The sequence below is a fragment of the Nocardioides seonyuensis genome (assembly GCF_004683965.1).
In the GTDB taxonomy this organism is placed as follows: Bacteria; Actinomycetota; Actinomycetes; order Propionibacteriales; family Nocardioidaceae; genus Nocardioides; species Nocardioides seonyuensis.
Genome location: NZ_CP038436.1, coordinates 2,256,728 through 2,277,210 on the forward strand (window position 1 = coordinate 2,256,728; position 20,483 = coordinate 2,277,210).

Here is a 20,483-nt window from a genome sequence, read left to right on the forward strand (position 1 = left end):
AAGAGGTAGGAAGCATGAATCGCGTCGCACTTGTCACCGGAGGAGCACAAGGAATCGGGAAGGGCATCGCCAGCACTCTGGGCCGGGAAGGCTTCAAGGTGGCAGTGGCCGACCTTAACCTTGCCGTCGCCGAGGAGACGGCAGCCGCCATCAGCGAGGCGGGCGGAGAGGCCGTGGCCGTCGAGATCGACGTGACCTCCACGGAGTCGGTGAAGCACGCAGTGGCCGCGATCGAGGAGAAGCTCGGCCCGATCGAGGTCGTCGTGAACAACGCTGGCTGGGACGACTTCATGCCCTTCGTGAAGACGTCCGAGGAGTTCTGGGACAAGATCCTTGACATCAACTACAAGGGCGCCCTGCGGGTCATCCACGAAGTAGTGCCGGGCATGATGGAGCGGGGCTTCGGTCGAGTCATCAACATCGGTTCCGATGCGGGTCGGGTGGGCTCGTCGATGGAGGCCGTTTACTCGGGCGCCAAGGGTGGCATCATCGCCTTCACCAAGACCTTGGCACGCGAGGTCGCTCGCAAGGGCGTTACCGCCAACACGGTGTGTCCCGGACCGACCGACACGCCCGCCTTGCGCAAGTTTGCCGACGGTGCAGGCGGCGGCGATGCCGAGAAGGTGATCGCGGGCATGACAAGCGCGGTCCCGATGAAGCGGCTTGGCACCCCCGAGGACATCGGCCCGGCCGTGGCCTTCTTTGCCTCCGACGGGGCGGGCTTCGTGACCGGGCAGACCCTCTCGGTGAGCGGTGGTCTCACGATGGCCGGCTGAGGCGTTCTCGCCAGATTCCGTTCCCACTCCCAAGTGAAAGGACATCACGACGATGTCAGCAACTCCCAGCGCGGTGACCTGGAAGCCCGCTTCCGACGGCGTCCTGCTCGTTACACTCTCCAACGGCCCTGCCAACGCGGTTGGCCCGCCCATCATCGACGGACTCGCAGCCATGCTTGACCATGCCGCGGCCAACCAGATCAAGGTGGTCGTGATCGAGTCCGCCCTGGAGCGGTTCTTCGCGGCAGGAGCCGACATCAAGCACATGGGCGACGTCAACGCCACCACGTTCACCGCCTACGGCGACAGCATGCGCGCTGTCTTCGACCGGTTGGCGGGGTCGGAGCTGATCTCGATCGCCGCCATCGAGGGACTCGCCCTGGGTGGTGGTCTCGAACTCACAATGGCCTGCACGATGCGTGTCGGCGGAGCTGATGCCAAGGTCGGCCTCCCCGAGGTCAAGCTCGGCCTGATCCCCGGGGCCGGCGGTACCCAGCGGTTGCCGCGGCTCGTGGGGCGCGGCCGGGCGCTGGACATGATGATCACCGCACGTCAGGTGCCCGCTGACGAGGCGAGCGCGATCGGACTGCTCGACCGCCTCGTTCCCGCCGGACAGGCGACCGAGACCGCGTTGGAGCTGGCTGCCGAGATCGCCCGACACTCTCTCCCCGCCCAGCTGGCCGTGGTGCGCTGCGCCGACGCGGCCTTCGACCTTCCCCTGACGGAGGGCTTCCAGTTCGAGATCGACCAGGAGCAGGAGCTGTTCGAGAAGGGGGAGGCGCAGGAGGGGATCGCGGCCTTCATCGGAAAGCGGGCTCCCACGTTCGCGTGATCGACACGACGCACCAGCAGGCCACCAGGGCGAAGGTCCTGGTGGCCCTGCTGCTCGTGTACCTGGTCTGGGGGTCGATCTTCCTCGCGATCAAGGTCGTCGTCGAGGAGGGCGCCCCGCCCCTCTGGGCGATGTCGGTCCGCTTCGTCTGTGCCTCGGTCATCATGGGAGGCCTCCTGGCGGCACGAGGCGGCGTGCGAAGGCTGCACGTCTCTGCCCGCGAGCTGCGCGGGACCGTCGTGATGGGGCTGTTGCTCCTCTGCTTCGGCAACGGGCTCACCTCGCTCGGGATCTTGGGCGGTGTCAGCTCGGGTGGAGCGGCCCTTCTCGTGGCGTCCACGCCGATGTGGATCGCGTTGTTCCGGACGCTCGACGGTGACCGGCCGTCGGTCTTGGCCCTGGTCGGGATCGCATTGGGCGCCGTGGGGCTCGTCCACCTGATGTCGAGCGGGCAGCTCGACGTCGAGACCGCGTTCCCGCTGATCGGCAGTCTCATTGTCCTCGTGTCTGCGCTGTCGTGGTCTGCCGGCTCTTACCTGCAGCCGCGAATGTCGCTGCCCAAGGACAACCTGGTGGGGGTGACGTATCAGTTGCTCGTGGCTGGCATCGGTCTCGGCATCGGGGCACTGCTCCGGGGCGAAGAGGTGACGCTCGACTTCACGCCACTTGCGTGGCTCGCGGTTGCCTTCCTCGCCGTGCTGGGGTCGCTGGTGGCCTTCACCGCATACTCGTGGCTACTGGGGAATGCGCCTATCTCGCTGGTGTCCACCCAGGCGTATGTGAATCCGCTCGTCGCGGTCGCGCTCGGTTGGCTCGTCTTCAGCGAGCCCGTCACCCCGGCCATGCTGCTGGGGTCATCCTTGATCCTCGCCTCAGTGCTGGTCCTGCTCTACACGGAGCGATCTGCCCGCCTCAGACGGGTAGTGGCGACGCCGCCGAGCCTGGCGCCGCGACCCTGATCACGCAGGTTCAGCGGCGGATACCCATCGATCCGGAGGTTGGAACCCGCCCGTCGAACCTCTGGGACGTGGCGATGAGCGCGTCCAGTCCTGTCGCGACCTCCGCCGGGAAGTCGACTGCCCTCCTGGTGGCCATGCCGACATGCACCAGCACCATCTCGACCGTGCTCGAGATGGAGTGCTCCTCGTGGTCGAGCAGGAACGCGAGGAGATGTGCGATTCGGGCTGAGCGATCGAGGAGCATCGTGTGGACCGAGAACTGGCCGCCCTCCGACAGCTCGCGGAAGAGGCGGACGTGGTGCTCGGCGCTGAACACGGCCATTCCCTGCTCGGCGCGATAGGCGTCGTCGACGCCGACACTCCGTAGCAGCATCTCGGCCCCCTCCTCGCCACGCTCCACGTGCCTCTGCATGCTCATGTGGCCGTCGAGGTCCAGGTCGGACGAGAGCACGCGACCCTGCATCAAGGCAGGAAGTGCGAGGACGGCTTCAGGGGACGGCAGCAGCGGTTGCACATGTCGCACCATAGCCAGGGCGGGAACTGTGAGAGCCCACAGTGGGGGTCTGCGTTGTACCTGCACGGGCCTGGACGAACCCCCTAACGTGCCAGGTCAAAGGACATCAGGAGGAGCAACATCGCCTACGGCGTGGGCCCGGACCCCCTCATCTGGTCCACCAGCTCCACCGCCACCAGATGATCGGCTCCTTGGGACGCGTAGCGCGTGCCTCGACAACACCGCCGTGGAGTCGTTCTTCTCGTTGCTTCTCTCCGACACCCCGTGAGATCGCCCCTACGTGTTATTCAGTGGCCACTGATCACTGACCCTGAGACGCGAGGGTCGGTCTTCGACGTTGACAAGGATTCGGCCCGTCGCTGCTCGTAGGGCCCACGCACCTTCACACTTGGTGGAGAAGTCAACAGCAGGTGCGGGGTCGTCTCGTGACGTGTGCGACCTTCGGATATAGCGTCCCGTGCAATATCAGCCGAGTCCCGGCCCAGAGACCAGCGTTCAGTTGACGATGTCGATGAATTAAGTCGACCAATTTGGCTGCTCACGGAATCCCTTGAACCGGGTGGCTACTGCACCCTCAGATGGAGGACCTAGAATGCGCACACGCTCTTGGCCGCTTGTCGTGACTGCCATGATGGCGGCAGCAACCGCTACAGCCTGTGGTTCAGACGGAGGCGTTGCAAACCAGGACCAGATCACTTTCAAGTATGCGACCTACCAGCCCGAGAACTCGACTGACGCCAAGGTCGCGAAGTGGTGGTTCGAACGTGTTGACGAACTCACACCGAACCATGAACTCGACGTGAAGATGTTCTACAGCGGGTCGCTACTTCCGCCAGACGACACGCTGAATGGTGTGGCGTCGCGGCGAGCAGACGCTGCGCTCTTCGCAACGAGTTACCATCCCAAGGAACTTCCTCTGTCTCAAATCGCGACTGTGCCATTCCTGTCCACATCTGCAGAGGCAAGCGCCCGCGTCCACGCGGAGATGTACGAGAATAATGAGGCTTTCCGCGAGGAATTCAAGCGAAACGGCCTCGTTCCGCTGGTCTGGGCCGTTGTTCCCAATAACACGCTGGGATTCGTCGACCCGGTCGACTCCGTCGACGACCTGGACGGCAAGAAGATCCGTGCTGTGGGAATCTCGGCGCAGGCTCTCGAGGCCAAAGGGGCCGAGGTCGTGGCTTTGCCTGCCACCGACCTCTACGAATCACTCGAGCAAGGGGTGATCGAGGGGTTCTCGACACTCATCTTCACTAACGCGGTGCTGGGATTCAACGTGGCGGAAGTTGCACCGAATCTTGTCGACAGCGGCTTGGGACAGTACGTGCTGGCCACGCAGGTCGTGATGAACGCGGACCTGTACGAAGGGCTGCCGGATGAGGTCAAGGGGGCCATGGGCCAAGCGGCCGAAGAGGCTCTCGACTTCAGTCTGAAGGAGACCCAAGCGGAGGGCGAGCTCGCCTGCGACAGGCTCCAGGAGCTGGGCGGATCGGTGACGACCTTCCCGGAGGACGAAGTGAGTGCGTGGAAGGACGGGCTGTTTGAAGGCCTCCTGGACCAGTGGTCGGAGTCTGCGAGTGAGTCGCCTGATCTCACAGAGGACGCGATCGAAGAGTTTGAGTCTGAGTACCTCGAGGCAATGTCGGAGCGTTCAGGCGAAGCTGCGCCGGACATCTTGACCGAATGTGCCAACCGAGGCTGAGAAGCCTGAGCGGACAGCAATGCTGGCCAGCGTCCACCAGTTGCCGACTGCCGGGACACTCCAGGAGTCCACCGCAACGATGTGGCACTAGGCAAGGGGATAACAGATGCGTTCAGCTGTGCGCCGCCTGACGCTTGCTCTCATGATCGTAGCGTCGCTACTCACGCTCTTTCTCATGGTCATGATCGCCGGGGACGTTCTCCTAAGGTATGCCACGGGGTCAGGCTTCCGAGGCAGTACAGAGGTCGCTGAGGTGATTCTTCCAGCGGTCGCATACCTTGCGATGGCCTATACCCAGCGACGCGGAGAGCACGTCGCGTCGAGCGTCGTACTTGACCGGTTGCCTACCCGGCCCGCGCGGATGCTTCACTCGGCAGGCATGGTTGTTGTGACCGCCTTCCTCGCAGTCCTCCTCTTGGTCACAACAGAGTCGGCCATCGACTCCGCGAATATACGCGAGTCCAGGTACGGCCTCCTCGGTCTCGCCGTCTGGCCAACCAGGATCTTGCTAGCGATCGGGCTGCTCGCCCTTCTCCTGGAGAACCTCGCGGACACGTGGGAATGCGTGCGATCCAGCAACAAGAAGGGCTCGGGAGTACAGGTTGTCCCTGGGGCTCCCGAGACGCAAGGAGGATCCTGAAGATGTCGCTCGCCCTGATTGTGGTCACGGTGTTCATGCTCTTCTTTCTTCTCCTAATGAGCGCCGTCCCTGTTGCCTTCTGCCTCGGTGTGAGCGGGGGAATCGGTATCTGGCTCTTGGATGGACAAGAAGTCATGTCGGCGTCCTTGGCGTCCATTCCGCTCACGTCCAGCGCACGATATGGTCTCGTCGTCCTTCCCATGTTCATCTTGATGGGGGTCTTGCTGGCAGAAACCGGGATCGCTCGTGATCTCTATCGGACGGCTGAACGCTCTGTAGGGCGGCTACCGGGCGGCTTGGCCGGCGCTACGGTGTTCGCCTGCACGATATTCGGCGGCGTTTCCGGATCCAGCACTGCGGACGCTGCGACCATCGGACGCATTTCGATCGAAGAAATGCGGAGGAACGGCTACCGTCCCGAATATGCGGCGGCAGTCGTGGCTGCCGCCGGCACCATCGCTGTCCTCATTCCGCCGAGCATCATTCTGATCATGTATGGCGTGATCACAGGCGAGTCCGTGGGTGCGCTCTTGCTGGCTGGCCTTGTGCCTGGCTGCATGATGGGGCTGGCGTTCTTCGCCTACGCGGTGACGGTCGGCCTCCGTGGTCGAGACCGTGCACTGTCGGTGCATACGTCACAGCTCCCCGCTAGCGAGCGTCACGCGGGCAACGGCGCCACGAGGAGCCGCAATCGCGGAGACGGCGAGAAGAATTCCCTGACGAACTATCTGAGTCTGCTCTACGCCCTGGTCCTGTTCGGGGTCGTGCTTGGCGGCATCTACCTCGGAGTCTTCACGTCAACAGAAGCGAGCGCCGTGGGTGCGGCTACGGCGTTGGCCCTTGGTGTGATAGCGATTCGTTCACCGACCCGCAGTCTGGAGATGCTGCGCACGGCGGTGCCGCATGCGGTATCGACGGTAGGAATGATCTTCGCGATCTTACTCGGCGGCACGATCTTCACATACTTCTTGATCTCCGCAGGGGTGCCCGCCAGTTTCACGACGTGGATTCTCGAGATGGAGCTTCCGAGTGAACTGGTCGTCATCATGTTGCTCGCCACACTGATCCCTCTCGGGATGTTCCTGGACGGGCTCTCAATGATGTTGGTCACCGTTCCACTGTCGTACCCGGTCGTCACGGCACTTGGTTATGACGGAGTGTGGTTCGGAGTCCTGGTGTGCGTCCTCATCGAGGTCGGGCTACTGACTCCGCCCGTGGGACTGAACGTCTTCGTCATCTCGGGTCTACCCGGAGCACCTCGGGCCGAGCAGATTTTCGTACAGGTTTTGCCATTCGTCCTTATCCAGCTCCTTCTAGTGGCCCTGTTCATGCTGTTTCCCGATCTCGTCACCTGGCTGCCATCGAGAGCTCAATCGACATAGAAGCCTCCGATTGATCACGGAGGCACTCATCACTCTAATGAATGGAGGTTCGCATGATCACCCCAGCGAACTTAGAATACCAGAACGGACCGCAGGATCCGAATCACTGGACCGACACCTATTTCTTTCCCATCTCGATTCCGGAAGCCCATCTGCTGGTCACGTTCTACGTCGTGGTCCGGGCGAACCTGGGCGTAATGTCGAACGAAGTGGTCGCTTACGGAAGTCTGACCGACACCAGGGCCGAGGTGCTGTACGTCGACGGGCAGATGCACCTGCCTGCGCCGGAGAAGTTCTCGCAGATGGAATCATCCAACGGTCTCTCGATCGTCGCCATCAATCCTCCGCGGGACTACCGGATCGACTATGTCGGTTATGACGACACCGAGGTCCACGTGGATTGGCGTGGAATCATGGACCCTTGGGACATCCACGATCCCGATCACAACTCTCTGCTGCCTGAGACCGAGAGCGAGCGGATGGCCGCCACCTCGATGGGTGAGGGCTACAAGGGTCATTTCGATATGACCGGTCGGGTGACCGGAACGGTCAAGGTCCGAGGTCGTGAATTTGCCGTGGACGTGATCGACAGGATGGATCACAGTTGGGGTCCCCGCCACGAACTGGAGATGCATCCGATGAACTCGATCTCGGTGCACTTCGGCGAGGATCTCGCCTTTCGTATTCTGGTGAAGCTGGATCTGGACGCTCCTGCGGGGCAGGATCAGGAATTGGCCGCCGGGTACGTCCTGGACAACGGTATCCTGCATTCCATCGTGAAGGCGGACATCGACACCGTGAGGCTCGGGTTGGCTGTTGTCGCGATGAATGTGCTCGTGTCGGACGATCGTGGAATCGCCTACATGCTGCGGGCGCAGGCGGACGTAGGTGGGCCTTGGAATGCGTATCCTTCAAATGTCACCTGGCAATCGATGATGCGGTGGAGCCTGAACGACAGGTATGGGTACGGGGTGGTCCAGGAGCATCACCCCCTGCCGCTGGAGACCAAGCGTCGCGGTCGCTGGTGGAGCGATCCTCAGCCATCCATCTCATCGTGAGTGAGTCCATGGAGACGGCTTCCGCTCGCTCCGTACAGATGCAAATGGGGAGTTCGGCATCGGTGCAGAGATTGATCCTCGCGCGGCATGCGCAGACTGAATCCAATGTGCTGCGGGTCCTTGATTCTGCCCTGCCCGGTCCGAAGCTGACCCCCGAAGGAATTCGGCAAGCGAAGGCCCTCGCAGAGCGCCTGGCATCGAGGGACGTGGAGGCGGTGTTTTCGAGCCCCGCGGCCCGAGCGCGTGAAACGGCTGACTTCGTTGCTGAGTCGCACGGAGTTCCGGTCAGCGTGGTCCCTGGGATCCAAGAACTGAGCGTCGGAGACTGGCACGGCTCGTCCCGCGACGTCGATCGCAACGAGTTCCGGGACATGTATCGCCGTTGGCTCTCGGGTTGCCAGGACCTTCGTGCGCCGGGCGGCGAATCGGCGTCGGAGGTGATCCAGAGGTTCGTGGAGGTTCTCCAGGGCGTGGTGTCGCGCGCGTGGACGGGTGACGTGGTCCTCGTCACTCACGGTGGAGCGCTCCGTCTCGCAGTCGCTCACTTAGCCGTGAACATCGACGGGTCCTTCGCTCAGGCGCATCCCGTGGGAAACACGGGAATCGTGGAACTGGAGTACGAGGAAGGCGTCTGGCGGTGTGTGGAGTGGTGCGGTGTCGAGCTCCCGCCATCCGATCGATCGGCCGCGGAGGGATCGTCCAGAATGCAGGTGTATGAGTATCCGAGTGGTACCGATCGTCAAGGGCCGAATTGCTGAGGAGTTGGAGTGCACGTGAATCAGACGACCGTACAGAAACATCTGGACGACCTCACATGGATGAGTGGTGGGCTGCGGGACTCGCCGACTGATGCTTTCGTGGAGCGTCTGAGACAGCGGTTTCCGACGGAGTCGGAATTCGACGTCTTGGAAACGCAAAAGCTGAAGCGACGCCGGGACGCTAGGCGCCCGATTCCGTCGCTCTCCACCATGGAGGGATCATTCCGAAACCTGCTCGATGTGCACGTCAAGGACGGTTACGACCTGTCTCATGTGCGGTGGCTGTCGGGGGGTGCCTCGAAGCTGCAGATGGCATGTGAGCTGCGGTGGAGGGACCCGAAGCTTGACTCCGATGTCGTGGATCAAATCGTCGTCAGAATGGAGCCGCAGGAATCGTTGAATGCAACCAGTCGGCTGCGGGAGTTCCAGGCATTGCGGGCGGTCGCTGGACTCCTGCCGGTGCCGCGAACATTCTGGGTGGATGCAGAGGCTCGGTTCTTCCCTGAAGCGGCACTCATCTATGAGTACGCCACCGGAGTGACGAAGGTGTCGGGCGTGGAAGGTAGGACGTCCGGCGTGGGCAACGCCTTTGGCCACAGGTTGCGCCCCCTCTTGGGTGAGCAGTTCGTCGACCATCTCGCGAAACTCCACAGCTTCGACTACTCCACGGCGGAATTGGGCGCTTTTGATGTGCCAAGCCCCGGCACGACGGAGAGTGCCAATTGGCAACTCAACCGTGCCTGCCGGGTGTGGGATTCTGATCGTCCCGAAGAGATGCCCGTCATCGAAGTCGCGATCAACTGGCTCCGCCGGAATCTTCCGACGCTCGATCGCGTCAGCCTGCTTCATGGGGACTATCGCGGTGGAAACTTCTTGTTCGATGAGGCGTCCGGAAACATTACCGCGTGGCTTGACTGGGAGCGCTCGTATCTCGGCGACCGCCATCGAGACCTAGCTTGGATCACCCTCCCCCAGTTCGGTCATTTCTCGGAGGACGGAAGAACATTCCTGGTCTCGGGTCTGGTTCCTATTGAAGAGTTCTATGACCGCTATGCAGAGAAGTCGGGGCTAGAGGTGGACCCGGAACGGATCCAGTACTACAAGATCCTCAACACCTTTCAGCTCATTGCGTCCTCCCACGGGTCGGCCTATCGCGTGTCCAGCTTGGGTCGCTCCCATCAGGACGTCCTGCTCACGTGGATCGAAGGAGTCATCTATTCGCTGGTGGAAGAGCTTCGCCTGCAGTTGCTGGAGGTCGGGTCATGACAAATCATTTCCAAAATGTGCTGGGGGCAGCGATCCGGTCCATCGACGAGACCATCGTGCCTGCGATCGATCCGGACCATCCGTTGGCGCTTGAGCAGGCGAAGATCATCTCTTCCGCTCTGGGGCACATCAGGGAATCCCTGGATTCTGCCTATCAGTATGACAAGGTGCAGCTCAAGCTGTCCCTCGATCTGTTGACTCAGGTTCTCGAGCAAGGCTTTCCGGACGGTTCCACGATTCCATCCCTCGAGGCGGTCATCGACTCCGGCGCCCGGGTGCTCGCCGACGGTCCATCCAGCCAGGAGGAGTTTCGTACTCTGGCGGTGGCCGCGAATCGTGGGGTTTCCGCTGTGATCCGCGCGGCAGGCGAGGTGGAATCGGAGGAGGCTCGAAGGCTCGAGGCGACCGTTGTGCGACAGGCCCAGGACAGTGTGGCGCTGTCTCGGTCGTGGTTCCGAGTGTGTGGCTGGGAAGTCGACCCCAGCCAAGTGCTTCCGCTCTCTGACGCGCTGAACCGCCTGGAGCACGGAAGTTGATGGTGACGACGCTCGGCCGGTTAGCCGGCCTTCCGGCCAGAGCATTAGCCGCGGGCTCGGACCCGCAGGACAGGGTTGGCTGCGCATATCCCCGGCAGATCCCTACTCGTTTCTCTTCTGGAGGTCACCATGTACGGCATGGTCGTGTTCAGTGGCGGTCACGGACGTGACCGCTTCGACAGGGCAGGCGAAGTGGTACGGCGCGCTGAGGAGGCTGGGTTCGATGCCGTGTGGACGGGTGAGCTCTACAACCGCTCCGCGACGATTCCGATGGCCAACATGGCCCTGTCCTCATCGCGCGTACGGATTGGGAGCAACATCGCCTACGGCGTCGGTCGGAGCCCCCTCATCTGGGCCGCGGAGGCGCGCGACCTCGATGAGTTGTCGGAAGGGCGGCTGACACTTGGACTGGGGAACGGCACCGCGGGGATGATGGAGAACTGGCACGGCGTGAGCGGCGAGGCGCCCGCCTTGCGCATGGAGGAGTTCATCGACGTATTCCGCAAGTTGTGGCGCCTCCATGAGGGGCCGGTCCACCACGAAGGCCGTTTCTACAACGTGCATCTAACGACCACGGCCGACACTCTGCCACCTATTCAGGGTCACCTTCCCATCTGGATCGCCGGCATCGGACCCCGCATGGTCCTGGCAGCTGGAAAGAAGGCCGATGGCCTGGTGGGGCACCCGATGTTCACAGGGAGATACGTTCAGGAGGTCATCCGACCCCAGCTGCAGAAGGGCGCCGTCTCGGCTGAGCGTGACCCCGACGATCTGGCGGTCATGGGCATCCTGATGTGCGGCATCGGGGAGGACCAGGAGGCAGAACGACGCCGGATGGCCTACTCGATCGCCCAGTACGCCGCCTCCAAGGTGTACGACGGACTCTTCGAGATGCACGGCTGGGGTGCGGCGCAGCTCCAGATCCGGGAGGCGGCCCGGCAACGCGACACGGACGCCATGATCGCGGCAGTGCCAGATGAGGCCATCGACGCGATCGGCGTGGTGTGTAAGCCGGCGGAGCTCCGCGAGCGGGTGGCCGAGCACGCCAAGGACTACGACCACCTCGCCCTCGTGACCATGCCCTGGGGGCTCAACGGTGACGAGGCCGAGGTGGCCACGCTCCAGATCATCGAGCACATGCGCTGATCGCCAATACGCGCTATTTTTTGGTCTGACCACTTGTAAGGTCCGCACTTTTGGCTCTAGAGTGGAGCGCACGTGATACAGGTCACGGAGAGCGACGAAAGGTCAGATGATGAACCGACGAACGATGCGGCGGGTCTTCACTGCCGGAGTGGGGCTGGCTCTCGCCATCCCCTTGGCGGCGTGTGGCAGCGACGGTGGTGACGGCGGCAGCGATGGTGAGTCGTTCGAGTTCACCGTGCAGTCCGTCTACGGCCCCGAGGCCGAGCAGACCAAGGCGCTGCTGGAGTGGACGGAAGCGATCACCGAGGACACCGACGGCAATGTCACGTTCGAGTTCGCCTATGGCCCCACCTTGGCTCCGTTGGCTGAGGTGGAGGAGGCGATGAGCTCCGGACTGGTCGACATCGCCTTGGGTCTGCCCAGCTACAGCCCGGAGAAGTTCCCGATCAACTCGGTGCTGCCCGAGCTCGCACACCTGGTCGATGCTTCTCCAGTCCTCGGAACTCTTCAGATGGGTTCATTCATGGAGACCGGATTCGACAAGGACGTGGTCGGCGAGATCGAGGCCCTGGGGCTCAAGACCCTCATGCCGATGTGGGGCTATCTGAACGAGTACACGCTGATCTGCAAGGACAAGCCCGTGTCGTCGCTGGCGGAGGCGAAGGGGCGCAAGGTGCGGGTGCCCGGGACGATCTGGGCGAACGAGGTCGAGGCACTGGGTATGGAGCCTGTGTTCCTCCCGTCCGATGAGCAGTTCGACGCTTACCAGCGAGGAATGTTCGACTGCATCGTCCAGAACTGGGGCGACATGGTCCACACAGGTCTCCTGCAAGAGTCCAACTACCTGATGACCGACCCCGAGGTCGGGCTGACGGGTTGGGCGTCCCTGCACCTAAGCATGGGTCAGGACCAGTGGGACTCGATGCCGCTGGACTACCAGCAGGCGTTCTGGGACAACCTCAGCAAGCACAACGAGCGGTTCGTCCAGTCGGGCTTCATCAATAGCAAGAACGCGGATGCTGTGGTGGAGGAGAAGGGCATCGAGATCGTCGAGTTCGAGGACGATCTGCGAGAGGCGCTGCGCGAGTACCAAGCCGCCAACGTGGAGTCGGTCAAGGAACGCCTCGACGGACTTGTCGAGGACCCCGATGCCCTCGTGGACGGTCTGGTCGAGGACGTCGAGGAATGGAAGTCCGTCTTGACTGACGACCTCGACATGGGGGAGTACGAGCAGTACGGGACTTGGGCCGAGTGGATGCAGGCGGAGGGCGACGGTGAGGTCGACGTCTCCGCGTGGTCCGACTACCTCCAGGAGAACATCTACGGCCCGCGGCGCCCGGAGTAGACCCGGATTCCGGCAGTCAATGTCATCGCATCAGGTGTGGGTCGGTGGTGGATCACCGGCCCACACCTGACCGATCCACCTGGAAGGAAGTCCGCCATGAGCCTGGTCAGGATCACCACGGTCGTCGACCGCATGACCTACGAGCTCGCCCGGGCGATCGGCGTCGTCGCCATGCTCGGTTTCATCGTTCACATCAGCGTGGATGTATTCGTGCGCGCCACTGCGGGTCAGAGCTGGCGCTCCACGCTCGACTTCACCGCCTTCTGGTACATGCCACTCCTCGTCTTCGCAGGATTCGCCGTGGCCGAGCACGCCCGCGAGCACATGGAGGTCAACATCCTCACGGCGCGGCTCACCAGGGGCGCCCAGGATGCACTGGAGCCCCTCGCCCTCATCTGCATGACCACCTTCGCGGCCCTCGTGGCGTGGTACGGCCTGGAAGGAGCCAGGGAGGACATGGAGCTCGGCAAGGCTGGCGTGATCAGCGACCTGCCTCTGTGGCCACTTCGCTTCATGGTCCCGGTAGGTGCCGGGTTGCTCATCGTGCAGGTGCTCTGCTCCCACGTCCTCCGAAGGGCCTCTGACCATGGATGACCTGGCCACAGTCACCCGCCCCGTGGAGCCCGCGGTCACCACTCAACCTGGGCGTCGTCATCTCTCTCGCCTGGTGGTCGTGGTCGGCTACGTCCTGCCGGTGCTGCTCGGATGGCTGATGCTGGGAGGAGACCTGGAACGCACGCAGATCGGGTTTCTGGTCATAGCGATGATGCTCAGCCTCCTGTTCCTGAAGGTGCCGATCGCTGCTGCGATGGGTCTCTCAGGACTCCTGGGCATCTGGGGGATACGCAGCTTTGACACGGCTGCCGCGGCGGTGAAGAACCTTCCGTACACCAATGCCGCCAGCTGGTCCCTGAGCGTGCTGCCGGCATTCATCTTCATGGGCGTCATCCTCTGGCGCTCTGGCGCCACAGCTCGGATCTACGGGTCGGCGAAGATGTGGCTGTCGTGGCTGCCCGGCGGCTTGGCCATCGGTACCAACGTTGCTGGAGCCGGGCTGGGATCGGTGAGCGGCTCCACGATCGGTGTCAGCTACTCGCTCGGACGCATCGGCATTCCCGAGATGCTCCGGGCCGGTTACGACCGGAGGTTGGCCATTGGATCCGTGATGATGGCCGGTACGGCGGCGAACCTGATTCCGCCGAGCATCATGATGGTGCTCTTCGCAGGAATTGCGACTGTGCCGGTGGGTCCGCAGCTGCTCGCAGGGCTGATTCCGGGCCTGATGCTGCCCGTCGCGTACTCGATCGTCATCCTTGTCCTGTACCCGGTTCTGACGCGACGGAAGACGGTCGCCGCCGACGAAGTGATCGAGTCATCAGAGGTGACCCTTGTTGACCGATTGCGCTCCCTCCCCCCGTTGTGGCCGTTCCCGCTCCTCTTCCTCGTCGTGGTGGGTGGCCTGTTCGGGGGGGTGTTCACGCCAACAGAGGCAGGTGCCGCGGGGGCGCTCACAGCCCTGGCGGCAGCGCTTGTCATCTCCAAGCGGGGAGACCGCCTGAAGATGGTGGTCACGGCCGCGACCGAGGCAGTGGCCTCGACGGGCGCCATCTTCATGCTGATCATCGGTGCGGTCATCCTCAACCAGGCCCTGACCCTGACGGGTATCACTCAGGACATGATCCGTGGCATCGAGGGTCTGGGGCTGTCTTTCTGGCCCTTCATCGCACTCCTGATCGCCATCTACCTCATCCTCGGAATGTTCATGGATCCGCTGATGATGATGTTGATCACGGTGCCGCTCATCGTCCCGATCCTCCCCGAATACGGGCTCTCGGTGATGTGGCTAGGTGTCTTCGTCGTGCTGGTCGCCGAGATCGGACTCGTAACGCCGCCGGTCGGGATGCTCACCTACATCATGCACAAGCTGGCACAGAAGGAAGAGGTCAACCTCGGCCAGAGGATCACCCTCGGTGACACCTTCCAGGCTGTTCTGTGGTTCATGCCGGCAACCGTCGTAGTGGTGATCGTGATTGCTGGGTTCCCTGACATCGTCCACTGGCTTCCGGACATCTCATCCTCCAAATAGCTGGGTGTGCGTGACATGCCGGCACAGGTCTCCTACTCATCGACGAAAGCGGCGCTACTCGGCTTCGTGAAGAGCGTGGCCGCGGAGAACATCACGCCGCGAATCACCGCCAACGGCGCCCTGCCCGTCATTGCGAGCAGTGGCGTGCTGTCCATGCCTCAGGAGATTGTCGACGCCTGGGCCGGGGAGATCCCCAACGGGCTCGTGGGGCCAGCCGACATCGCCGCCGCGGTCGCGCTCCCGTGCCCGCCGTCGGCCGAGAGCGTTGGCGGGCAGTTCCTCACCGTGGATGGCGGGATATGGCCCTGAATCGCATGTCGGTGACGTTGTCCGTGGCGAATCGAGGGTGCCAAGCATGACAGGGCTCCCAGAAGTCGGGGACTTCTACACGCCGATGGAGGTCACGGGGTTCCGCGCGACGGGTCAGTGGATCGAGGAAACGCCGCCGACGATCCTCGAGCAGCTCGCGTTCGAGCGGCCCGACGACGTCTTTGCCATCGACTCCGTAGGAACGCTCACCTACCGCGAGTTCCGCGATCGCGCCTGGCGCCTTGCCGGTGCCATGCAACGCCTCGGTGTCGCGCGTGGTGACTGTGTCATCGTGCAGCTGCCCAATTGGAACGAACTCCTGATCGCGATGATGGCAGTGACCAGAGCCGGGGCCGTACTCGTGCCAGCCATGACGACCTATCGAGCCGATGAGATCGAGTTCCTCATCGACAACACCGGTGCGAGAGCGGCCATCACGACCGGTGTCTTTCGTGGCTTCGACCACGCGGCGATGTTGAGTGACGCCCTGGGTCGGCGGACCAGCCTGGAGCTCGGCGTCCTCGTGCGTGGGCACGCTCTCCCGGGGATGCACCGGTTCGAGGACCTGATCTCTGGGACGGAGGAGCCGGAGGAGCCGGAACTCGGCCCGATGCCCAACCCAGACGCGCCCCACATCGTCCTGCACACGTCGGGGTCGGAGTCGCAGCCCAAGGGCTGTGTCCACAGCTACAACACAGCGGCGTTCACCTCTCGAGCCGTCGAGCAGCACCACGCCTGGACGCCGGCTGACAGGTCCTTTGGCCCGTCGCCGGTCGCCCACAGCAACGGGTACATCAACCACTACCTGGTCCCACTGCGTGCCGGTGCCTCCACCGTGCTCATGGAGAAGTGGGATCCAAGGCTGGCCATCGACCTGGTCGACGAGCACCGTTGCACCGTCACAGTCACGTCGACGACGTTCCTCAGCACGCTGATCGAGACACGCCGCGATGGCGACGATCTCTCGAGCATGCGCCTGTGGGTGGCATCGGGGACAGTCATTCCTCCGGAAGTCGTGCGCCGCGCACGCCTCGCTATGCCTGACTGTGAGGTCCTGAGCCAGTACGGACGCAGTGAGAACCTCTTGACCACCCTCTGCCCAAGCGGGACGGACCCCGGCAGGGCGCTGACCTCCGACGGGCTGGTGCCGCCCGGAATCGACGTGATGCTCTTCGACGGCGACGGACAGCAGGTCGTGGTCGGTCCGGGTGAGGTCGGATACCGGGGGCCGGGGCACATGCTCGGTTACGTGAGGCGTCCTGATCTCACCCAGGCCATGATCAACTCCGCTGGCTACTCGCTCTCCGGAGACCTAGGAGAGTTCGACGCAGACGGATTCCTCCGCATCACCGGGCGGATCAAGGACATCATCATTCGGGGCGGGGTCAACATCAGCGCCAGAGAGGTGGAGGACCATCTCCTCACCCACCCGGCGGTCCATGACGTCGCCGTCGTCGCGATGCCTGACCCCCGACTGGGCGAGAGAGCTTGCGCCTTCGTCGTTGCCGAGGCTGGTGCCCAGATCGACCTGGACCAGATCTGCACCTACTTGCGCGATGAGCGTGGGATCTCGGTCCAGAAGCTGCCCGAGCGTCTGGAGCTGATCGAGGTGATGCCGATCAGCCCCACGGGCAAGATCGACAAGGCCGACCTCCGGCGCCGGGTCAGGGAAGACGACACCGACCACCACAGGACCTTGGCATGACAATTCGACGCAGAGCACTGGAGACCGGGGCCGTGCGCGAGGGCGGCGTCGGAAAGGCGATCGTCAGGCGGCTCGAGGAGGACGGCCGACCGACCGAGAACGCGGAGCTCGGGATCACCGCCGTCGTCGTCCTTCCGGAAGTGACCACCAGCTAGGGCCTCATGTCCATGCCGCCGGAGATCCTGCAGGCGTGGGAGGACACGGAACCGGCTGGGTTCGTGGAGCCTGCGACATCGCCGATGCGGCGGCCTTCTTCGCGTCCGCGGAAGCGGGTCGGGTCACCGGGCTGCTGTTCATAGTCGACGCCGGGGACATATCGCAACACCCGGTCGGTCATCCGAAGCATGTTGGCCTCCAAGGCGGCGACCAGATCAACCCCCACGGGCCGGGAGTGGGTCTAGGAGATCGGCCGCGCCGGGAAACGGAGCTGGCGTCAGGGTCGACGTGGGAAGTGGCTGAAGTCGGGAGCACGCCGCGACTTGAATGCTTCGCGACCCTCTTGGGCCTCAGCGGTCCCGTAGAAGAGCAGGTTGGCGTCGTGCGCGAGCTGCTGAATCCCGGCGTAGCCGTCCTCATGGGCGTGGAAGCTGGCCTTGGAAAGTCGTAGGGCGTAGGGGGAGAGTGCGAGCATCTCGCGACACCACTTGAGCGTCTCCTCCTCCAGCTGCGCGAGGGGAACCACGGTGTTCACCAGGCCCATGTCGAGTGCGGTCGCGGCGTCATATTGACGACAGAGGAACCACACCTCCTTCGCCTTCTTGGGTCCGATGAGGTCGGAGAGGATGCTGGCTCCGTAGCCTCCGTCGAAGGAACCTACTCGTGGGCCGACCTGGCCGAAGACCGCGTTGTCGGCGGCGATGGTGAGGTCGCACACCAGGTGGAGCACGTGTCCGCCACCGATGGCCCAACCCGCGACCATGGCGACGATCGGCTTGGGACACCGCCGCATGGCGACATGCAGATCCGTGACGTGGAAGCGACCGGTGGCACCCTCGCTCAGCTGGTAGCCACTGTCGCCGCGAACCCGCTGGTCGCCGCCGGAGCAGAACGCCTTGTCACCTGCGCCCGTGAGGATGATGACTCCCACTGACTCATCCTCGCGAGCCTCCATCAGGGCTCGATCGACCTCGACCAAGGTCTGCGGCCGGAACGCGTTGTGAACCTCTGGCCGGTTGATCGTGATCTTGGCGATTCCGTCCTCGGTCGTCTCGTAGGTGATGTCCTCGAAATCGCCCGAGGCCGTCCATGGGTTGTCAGTCATGACGCCATGTTCTCAGCCCGGTTACGAAGCCGGAATCCGGCGTGGAACAGTTCCATGGAGTTCTACACATCCTCAGACATGGACTAATGGCCCGACCATTGGCATACTTTCCCGTTCTAGTGCAGCAACGGAGCAGCCGCTGCGTGAGGCCGAAAGGTGGGACGGCATATGCCAACGGATCAGGGATCGGGCAGGAGTGGACCCCTGGCCGGGGTGAAGGTCGTCGAGATCGGCAGTATCGGCCCGGGCCCGTTCTGCGCGATGCTGCTGGCCGACCTCGGTGCGACAGTCGTCCGGGTGGACCGGGCCCGCGGAGCCGCCCTGGTCGGACCAAGCTCGGACTTCCGCACGGAAGTGATGCACCGCGGCCGCCAGTCCATCGCGGTGGACCTGAAGCACCCGCGAGGAGCCGAAGCCGTCCTCCGGTTGGTCGAAGATGCCGACGCACTGATCGAAGGGTTCCGTCCCGGTGTCACCGAGCGGCTGGGCATCGGTCCTGAGGACTGTCTGCGGGTCAATCCGCGGCTGGTCTACGGCCGGATGACCGGCTACGGACAGGATGGGCCGATGGCGCAGGCGGTCGGTCACGACATCAACTACGTCGCCCAGAGCGGCGTTCTCAGCATGATCGGCCGGCATGGCCAGCCCCCGACCGTCCCGCTCAGCCTGGTGGGCGACTTCGGTGGCGGGGGAATGCTCCTGGCACTGGGGATCGTGGCGGCGATCCTGGAGGGCAGGCAGTCAGGCAAGGGGCAGGTTGTCGACGCAGCCATGGTGGATGGCGCTGCGCTCCTCGCGGCAGCCTTCCACGGCTTCGTGAGTGCAGGCAGCTGGAACACGACCCGCGGGACGAACATCGTCGACAGCGGCTCGCCCTTCTACGACGTGTACGAGACCAAGGACGGCAAGTGGCTGGCGGTGGGCGCCATGGAAGCCCACTTCTACGCCGACCTGCTCGAGATCCTCGGGCTCGACCCCGCGTCCCTCCCCGACCAGCATGACCGTGAGGCCTGGCCCGAGATGAAGACAACCTTCGCGGAGACCGTTCGCACGCGGACGCGTGATGAGTGGACCGAGCGAGCGGCCGGGCGCGCGTGCGTCTCGGCAGTGCTCGATGTGGAGGAGTCCTGGGTACATCCCCACAACGTGGCGCGGCAGACCTTCATCGAAGTGGGCGGCGTCACGCAGCCGAGACCCCAGCCGCGCTTCAGCAGGACTCCGACTCAGGTCGATTGCGTCCCGCCCGTCCCTGGTGAGCACACCCGGGAGGCATTGTCACAGTGGGGCGTTTCCGAGGACCTGATCCAGTCATGGGAGGAGTCCGGCGCCATCGTCCAGACCGACGAGGAACCTCTCGAGAGCCCGCAGCAGGAGGCCAGTGCCCGATGAGGAGCCTTGACCGAAGCTACGAGACGCTGGCGTTGGAGCAGGTCTACCCCGGTGTAGTGGTGATGACGCTTGACAGACCCGAACGCTACAACGCCATGACCAATGTCATGTTCGCAGAGCTGGAGCGTGCTGCACTCGACCTCAACGACGAGGACGACCTTCGCGCCCTGATCATCACCGGCGCGGGCAAGGCATTCTGTGCCGGGTTCGACCTGGCCGACGCCGAGCACCTCTCGAGCCTGGGTGCGATCGGCATGCTCGACCAGCAGGAGCTGGCGGCCAGAGCGCTCTCCACCATCCGGGCGATCCGCGTCCCCGTGATCGCAGCGGTCAACGGTGCGGCCGCTGGCGGCGGTCTCGCCCTGGCGCTCCAGGCCGACATCAGGCTGGCGTCCTCTGAGGCCAAGTTCAACGCCGCGTTCGTGAAGATCGGCCTGACGGCTGGCGACCTCGGCACGTCGTGGCTGCTGCCCAGGCTCGTAGGCCCCGCTGTTGCCAGCGACATCTGCTTCACCGGCAGGATGGTCTGGGCCGAGGAGGCTGAGGCTATCGGGCTGGTGAACAGCCTCTCCGAGCCGGAGGATCTCCTGCCGAACGCCGTGGCACTGGCACGCCAGATCGCGTCGAACAGTCCGGGTGGCGTGCAGCTGTCGAAGCGGGCGCTCCAGGCCAACATGGAGGTCGGGTCCTACGCGGCAGCCCTCGAGCTGGAGAACCGGGGCCAGGCACTTCTCACGCGCAGCACCGACATGCCTGAGGCGCTGGCGGCGTTCAAGGAGAAGCGCCGACCGGTGTTCAAGGGAGAGTGACCGCAATGAG

At 63.7% G+C, this 20,483-nt stretch carries 21 protein-coding genes; 19 read left to right on the forward strand and 2 right to left on the reverse strand.

Annotated features, from left to right (window positions below; all coding sequences use genetic code 11):
- Positions 1 to 14 precede the first annotated feature (14 nt).
- The 3 genes from EXE58_RS10975 to EXE58_RS10985 are packed head-to-tail and all read left to right on the forward strand — an operon-like array spanning position 15 to position 2,567.
- Positions 15 to 776, forward strand: a complete 762-nt coding sequence (locus EXE58_RS10975; RefSeq protein ID WP_135267924.1) for an SDR family NAD(P)-dependent oxidoreductase — start codon at positions 15 to 17, stop codon at positions 774 to 776.
- Between the two features lie 52 nt (positions 777 to 828).
- Positions 829 to 1,608 (forward strand): enoyl-CoA hydratase-related protein, encoded by a 780-nt coding sequence (locus EXE58_RS10980; RefSeq protein WP_135267925.1) that lies wholly within the window; start codon positions 829 to 831, stop codon positions 1,606 to 1,608.
- On the forward strand, positions 1,605 to 2,567 hold the full coding sequence (locus EXE58_RS10985) for an EamA family transporter (RefSeq protein WP_135267926.1): 963 nt from the start codon (positions 1,605 to 1,607) through the stop codon (positions 2,565 to 2,567). Before EXE58_RS10980 ends, EXE58_RS10985 begins: the two co-directional genes overlap by 4 nt.
- Before the next feature lie 10 nt (positions 2,568 to 2,577).
- On the opposite strand, the gene EXE58_RS10990 is transcribed toward EXE58_RS10985, so the two are convergent.
- Positions 2,578 to 3,081, reverse strand: coding sequence for a thioesterase family protein (locus EXE58_RS10990; RefSeq protein ID WP_167288816.1), 504 nt, complete (start codon positions 3,079 to 3,081; stop codon positions 2,578 to 2,580).
- A gap of 628 nt (positions 3,082 to 3,709) precedes the next feature.
- Between EXE58_RS10990 and EXE58_RS10995 the strand changes: the two genes are divergently transcribed.
- The 14 genes from EXE58_RS10995 to EXE58_RS19725 all read left to right on the forward strand — a co-directional run bounded on the left by EXE58_RS10995 (position 3,710) and on the right by EXE58_RS19725 (position 17,169).
- Positions 3,710 to 4,783 (forward strand): C4-dicarboxylate TRAP transporter substrate-binding protein, encoded by a 1,074-nt coding sequence (locus EXE58_RS10995; protein WP_244242536.1) that lies wholly within the window; start codon positions 3,710 to 3,712, stop codon positions 4,781 to 4,783.
- Between the two features lie 142 nt (positions 4,784 to 4,925).
- Positions 4,926 to 5,423: a TRAP transporter small permease subunit gene (locus EXE58_RS11000; RefSeq protein WP_167288820.1), complete on the forward strand. Its 498-nt coding sequence runs from the start codon at positions 4,926 to 4,928 to the stop codon at positions 5,421 to 5,423.
- A gap of 2 nt (positions 5,424 to 5,425) precedes the next feature.
- The gene (locus tag EXE58_RS11005) at positions 5,426 to 6,805 is read left to right on the forward strand and encodes a TRAP transporter large permease (RefSeq protein ID WP_167288822.1); all 1,380 of its coding nucleotides are present in this window, start codon (positions 5,426 to 5,428) and stop codon (positions 6,803 to 6,805) included.
- Between the two features lie 53 nt (positions 6,806 to 6,858).
- Positions 6,859 to 7,863 (forward strand): DUF7065 domain-containing protein, encoded by a 1,005-nt coding sequence (locus tag EXE58_RS11010; RefSeq protein WP_135267931.1) that lies wholly within the window; start codon positions 6,859 to 6,861, stop codon positions 7,861 to 7,863.
- A gap of 44 nt (positions 7,864 to 7,907) precedes the next feature.
- Complete coding sequence (locus EXE58_RS20490; RefSeq protein WP_425271678.1) at positions 7,908 to 8,621, forward strand: histidine phosphatase family protein; 714 nt, start codon at positions 7,908 to 7,910, stop codon at positions 8,619 to 8,621.
- 15 nt (positions 8,622 to 8,636) lie between these two features.
- Positions 8,637 to 9,887 (forward strand): phosphotransferase family protein, encoded by a 1,251-nt coding sequence (locus tag EXE58_RS11020; RefSeq protein WP_208543979.1) that lies wholly within the window; start codon positions 8,637 to 8,639, stop codon positions 9,885 to 9,887.
- Positions 9,884 to 10,423 (forward strand): hypothetical protein, encoded by a 540-nt coding sequence (locus EXE58_RS11025; protein WP_135267933.1) that lies wholly within the window; start codon positions 9,884 to 9,886, stop codon positions 10,421 to 10,423. The genes EXE58_RS11020 and EXE58_RS11025 overlap by 4 nt, the downstream gene beginning before the upstream one ends.
- A 138-nt stretch (positions 10,424 to 10,561) precedes the next feature.
- Positions 10,562 to 11,569 carry an LLM class flavin-dependent oxidoreductase gene (locus EXE58_RS11030; protein ID WP_167288824.1) on the forward strand — a complete coding sequence of 336 codons (1,008 nt, stop codon included), beginning with the start codon at positions 10,562 to 10,564 and terminating at the stop codon, positions 11,567 to 11,569.
- Positions 11,570 to 11,675: 106 nt separating this feature from the next.
- A complete protein-coding gene (locus EXE58_RS11035; RefSeq protein WP_135267935.1) occupies positions 11,676 to 12,914 on the forward strand; it encodes a type 2 periplasmic-binding domain-containing protein in 1,239 nt (412 codons plus the stop codon).
- Between the two features lie 96 nt (positions 12,915 to 13,010).
- Entirely contained in the window at positions 13,011 to 13,508 is a 498-nt protein-coding gene (locus EXE58_RS11040; RefSeq protein WP_135267936.1) for a TRAP transporter small permease, read from the forward strand.
- Positions 13,501 to 15,000 (forward strand): TRAP transporter large permease, encoded by a 1,500-nt coding sequence (locus EXE58_RS11045; protein WP_135267937.1) that lies wholly within the window; start codon positions 13,501 to 13,503, stop codon positions 14,998 to 15,000. Before EXE58_RS11040 ends, EXE58_RS11045 begins: the two co-directional genes overlap by 8 nt.
- A 15-nt stretch (positions 15,001 to 15,015) precedes the next feature.
- Positions 15,016 to 15,309, forward strand: a complete 294-nt coding sequence (locus tag EXE58_RS11050; RefSeq protein WP_208543980.1) for an SDR family oxidoreductase — start codon at positions 15,016 to 15,018, stop codon at positions 15,307 to 15,309.
- A gap of 46 nt (positions 15,310 to 15,355) precedes the next feature.
- Entirely contained in the window at positions 15,356 to 17,014 is a 1,659-nt protein-coding gene (locus EXE58_RS11055) for an AMP-binding protein (RefSeq protein ID WP_135267938.1), read from the forward strand.
- Complete coding sequence (locus EXE58_RS19725; RefSeq protein ID WP_208543981.1) at positions 17,011 to 17,169, forward strand: hypothetical protein; 159 nt, start codon at positions 17,011 to 17,013, stop codon at positions 17,167 to 17,169. The genes EXE58_RS11055 and EXE58_RS19725 overlap by 4 nt, the downstream gene beginning before the upstream one ends.
- A 278-nt stretch (positions 17,170 to 17,447) precedes the next feature.
- Here EXE58_RS19725 and menB read toward each other — a convergent pair whose 3' ends face one another.
- Positions 17,448 to 18,275: a 1,4-dihydroxy-2-naphthoyl-CoA synthase gene (gene menB / locus EXE58_RS11065; protein ID WP_135267939.1), complete on the reverse strand. Its 828-nt coding sequence runs from the start codon at positions 18,273 to 18,275 to the stop codon at positions 17,448 to 17,450.
- Between the two features lie 168 nt (positions 18,276 to 18,443).
- On the opposite strand from menB, the gene EXE58_RS11070 reads away from it, so the two are divergent.
- Together EXE58_RS11070 and EXE58_RS11075 are read left to right on the forward strand one after the other, a co-directional pair.
- Positions 18,444 to 19,664: a CaiB/BaiF CoA transferase family protein gene (locus EXE58_RS11070; RefSeq protein WP_135267940.1), complete on the forward strand. Its 1,221-nt coding sequence runs from the start codon at positions 18,444 to 18,446 to the stop codon at positions 19,662 to 19,664.
- Positions 19,661 to 20,473: an enoyl-CoA hydratase/isomerase family protein gene (locus EXE58_RS11075; protein WP_135267941.1), complete on the forward strand. Its 813-nt coding sequence runs from the start codon at positions 19,661 to 19,663 to the stop codon at positions 20,471 to 20,473. The genes EXE58_RS11070 and EXE58_RS11075 overlap by 4 nt, the downstream gene beginning before the upstream one ends.
- Positions 20,474 to 20,483: the final 10 nt, after the last annotated feature.

Excerpts from the sequence above, each read along its gene's own strand:
- EXE58_RS10975 (WP_135267924.1), top strand. The coding sequence starts at position 15 with ATGAATCGCGTCGCACTTGTCACCGGAGGAGCACAAGGAATCGGGAAG.
- EXE58_RS10980 (WP_135267925.1), top strand. The coding sequence starts at position 829 with ATGTCAGCAACTCCCAGCGCGGTGACCTGGAAGCCCGCTTCCGACGGC.
- EXE58_RS10995 (WP_244242536.1), top strand. The coding sequence starts at position 3,710 with ATGATGGCGGCAGCAACCGCTACAGCCTGTGGTTCAGACGGAGGCGTT.
- EXE58_RS11000 (WP_167288820.1), top strand. The coding sequence starts at position 4,926 with ATGATCGTAGCGTCGCTACTCACGCTCTTTCTCATGGTCATGATCGCC.
- EXE58_RS11005 (WP_167288822.1), top strand. The coding sequence starts at position 5,426 with ATGTCGCTCGCCCTGATTGTGGTCACGGTGTTCATGCTCTTCTTTCTT.
- EXE58_RS11010 (WP_135267931.1), top strand. The coding sequence starts at position 6,859 with ATGATCACCCCAGCGAACTTAGAATACCAGAACGGACCGCAGGATCCG.
- EXE58_RS20490 (WP_425271678.1), top strand. The coding sequence starts at position 7,908 with ATGGGGAGTTCGGCATCGGTGCAGAGATTGATCCTCGCGCGGCATGCG.
- EXE58_RS11025 (WP_135267933.1), top strand. The coding sequence starts at position 9,884 with ATGACAAATCATTTCCAAAATGTGCTGGGGGCAGCGATCCGGTCCATC.
- EXE58_RS11030 (WP_167288824.1), top strand. The coding sequence starts at position 10,562 with ATGGTCGTGTTCAGTGGCGGTCACGGACGTGACCGCTTCGACAGGGCA.
- EXE58_RS11035 (WP_135267935.1), top strand. The coding sequence starts at position 11,676 with ATGATGAACCGACGAACGATGCGGCGGGTCTTCACTGCCGGAGTGGGG.
- EXE58_RS11040 (WP_135267936.1), top strand. The coding sequence starts at position 13,011 with ATGAGCCTGGTCAGGATCACCACGGTCGTCGACCGCATGACCTACGAG.
- EXE58_RS11045 (WP_135267937.1), top strand. The coding sequence starts at position 13,501 with ATGGATGACCTGGCCACAGTCACCCGCCCCGTGGAGCCCGCGGTCACC.
- EXE58_RS11050 (WP_208543980.1), top strand. The coding sequence starts at position 15,016 with ATGCCGGCACAGGTCTCCTACTCATCGACGAAAGCGGCGCTACTCGGC.
- EXE58_RS11055 (WP_135267938.1), top strand. The coding sequence starts at position 15,356 with ATGACAGGGCTCCCAGAAGTCGGGGACTTCTACACGCCGATGGAGGTC.
- EXE58_RS19725 (WP_208543981.1), top strand. The coding sequence starts at position 17,011 with ATGACAATTCGACGCAGAGCACTGGAGACCGGGGCCGTGCGCGAGGGC.
- menB (WP_135267939.1), bottom strand. The coding sequence starts at position 18,275 with ATGACTGACAACCCATGGACGGCCTCGGGCGATTTCGAGGACATCACC.
- EXE58_RS11070 (WP_135267940.1), top strand. The coding sequence starts at position 18,444 with ATGCCAACGGATCAGGGATCGGGCAGGAGTGGACCCCTGGCCGGGGTG.
- EXE58_RS11075 (WP_135267941.1), top strand. The coding sequence starts at position 19,661 with ATGAGGAGCCTTGACCGAAGCTACGAGACGCTGGCGTTGGAGCAGGTC.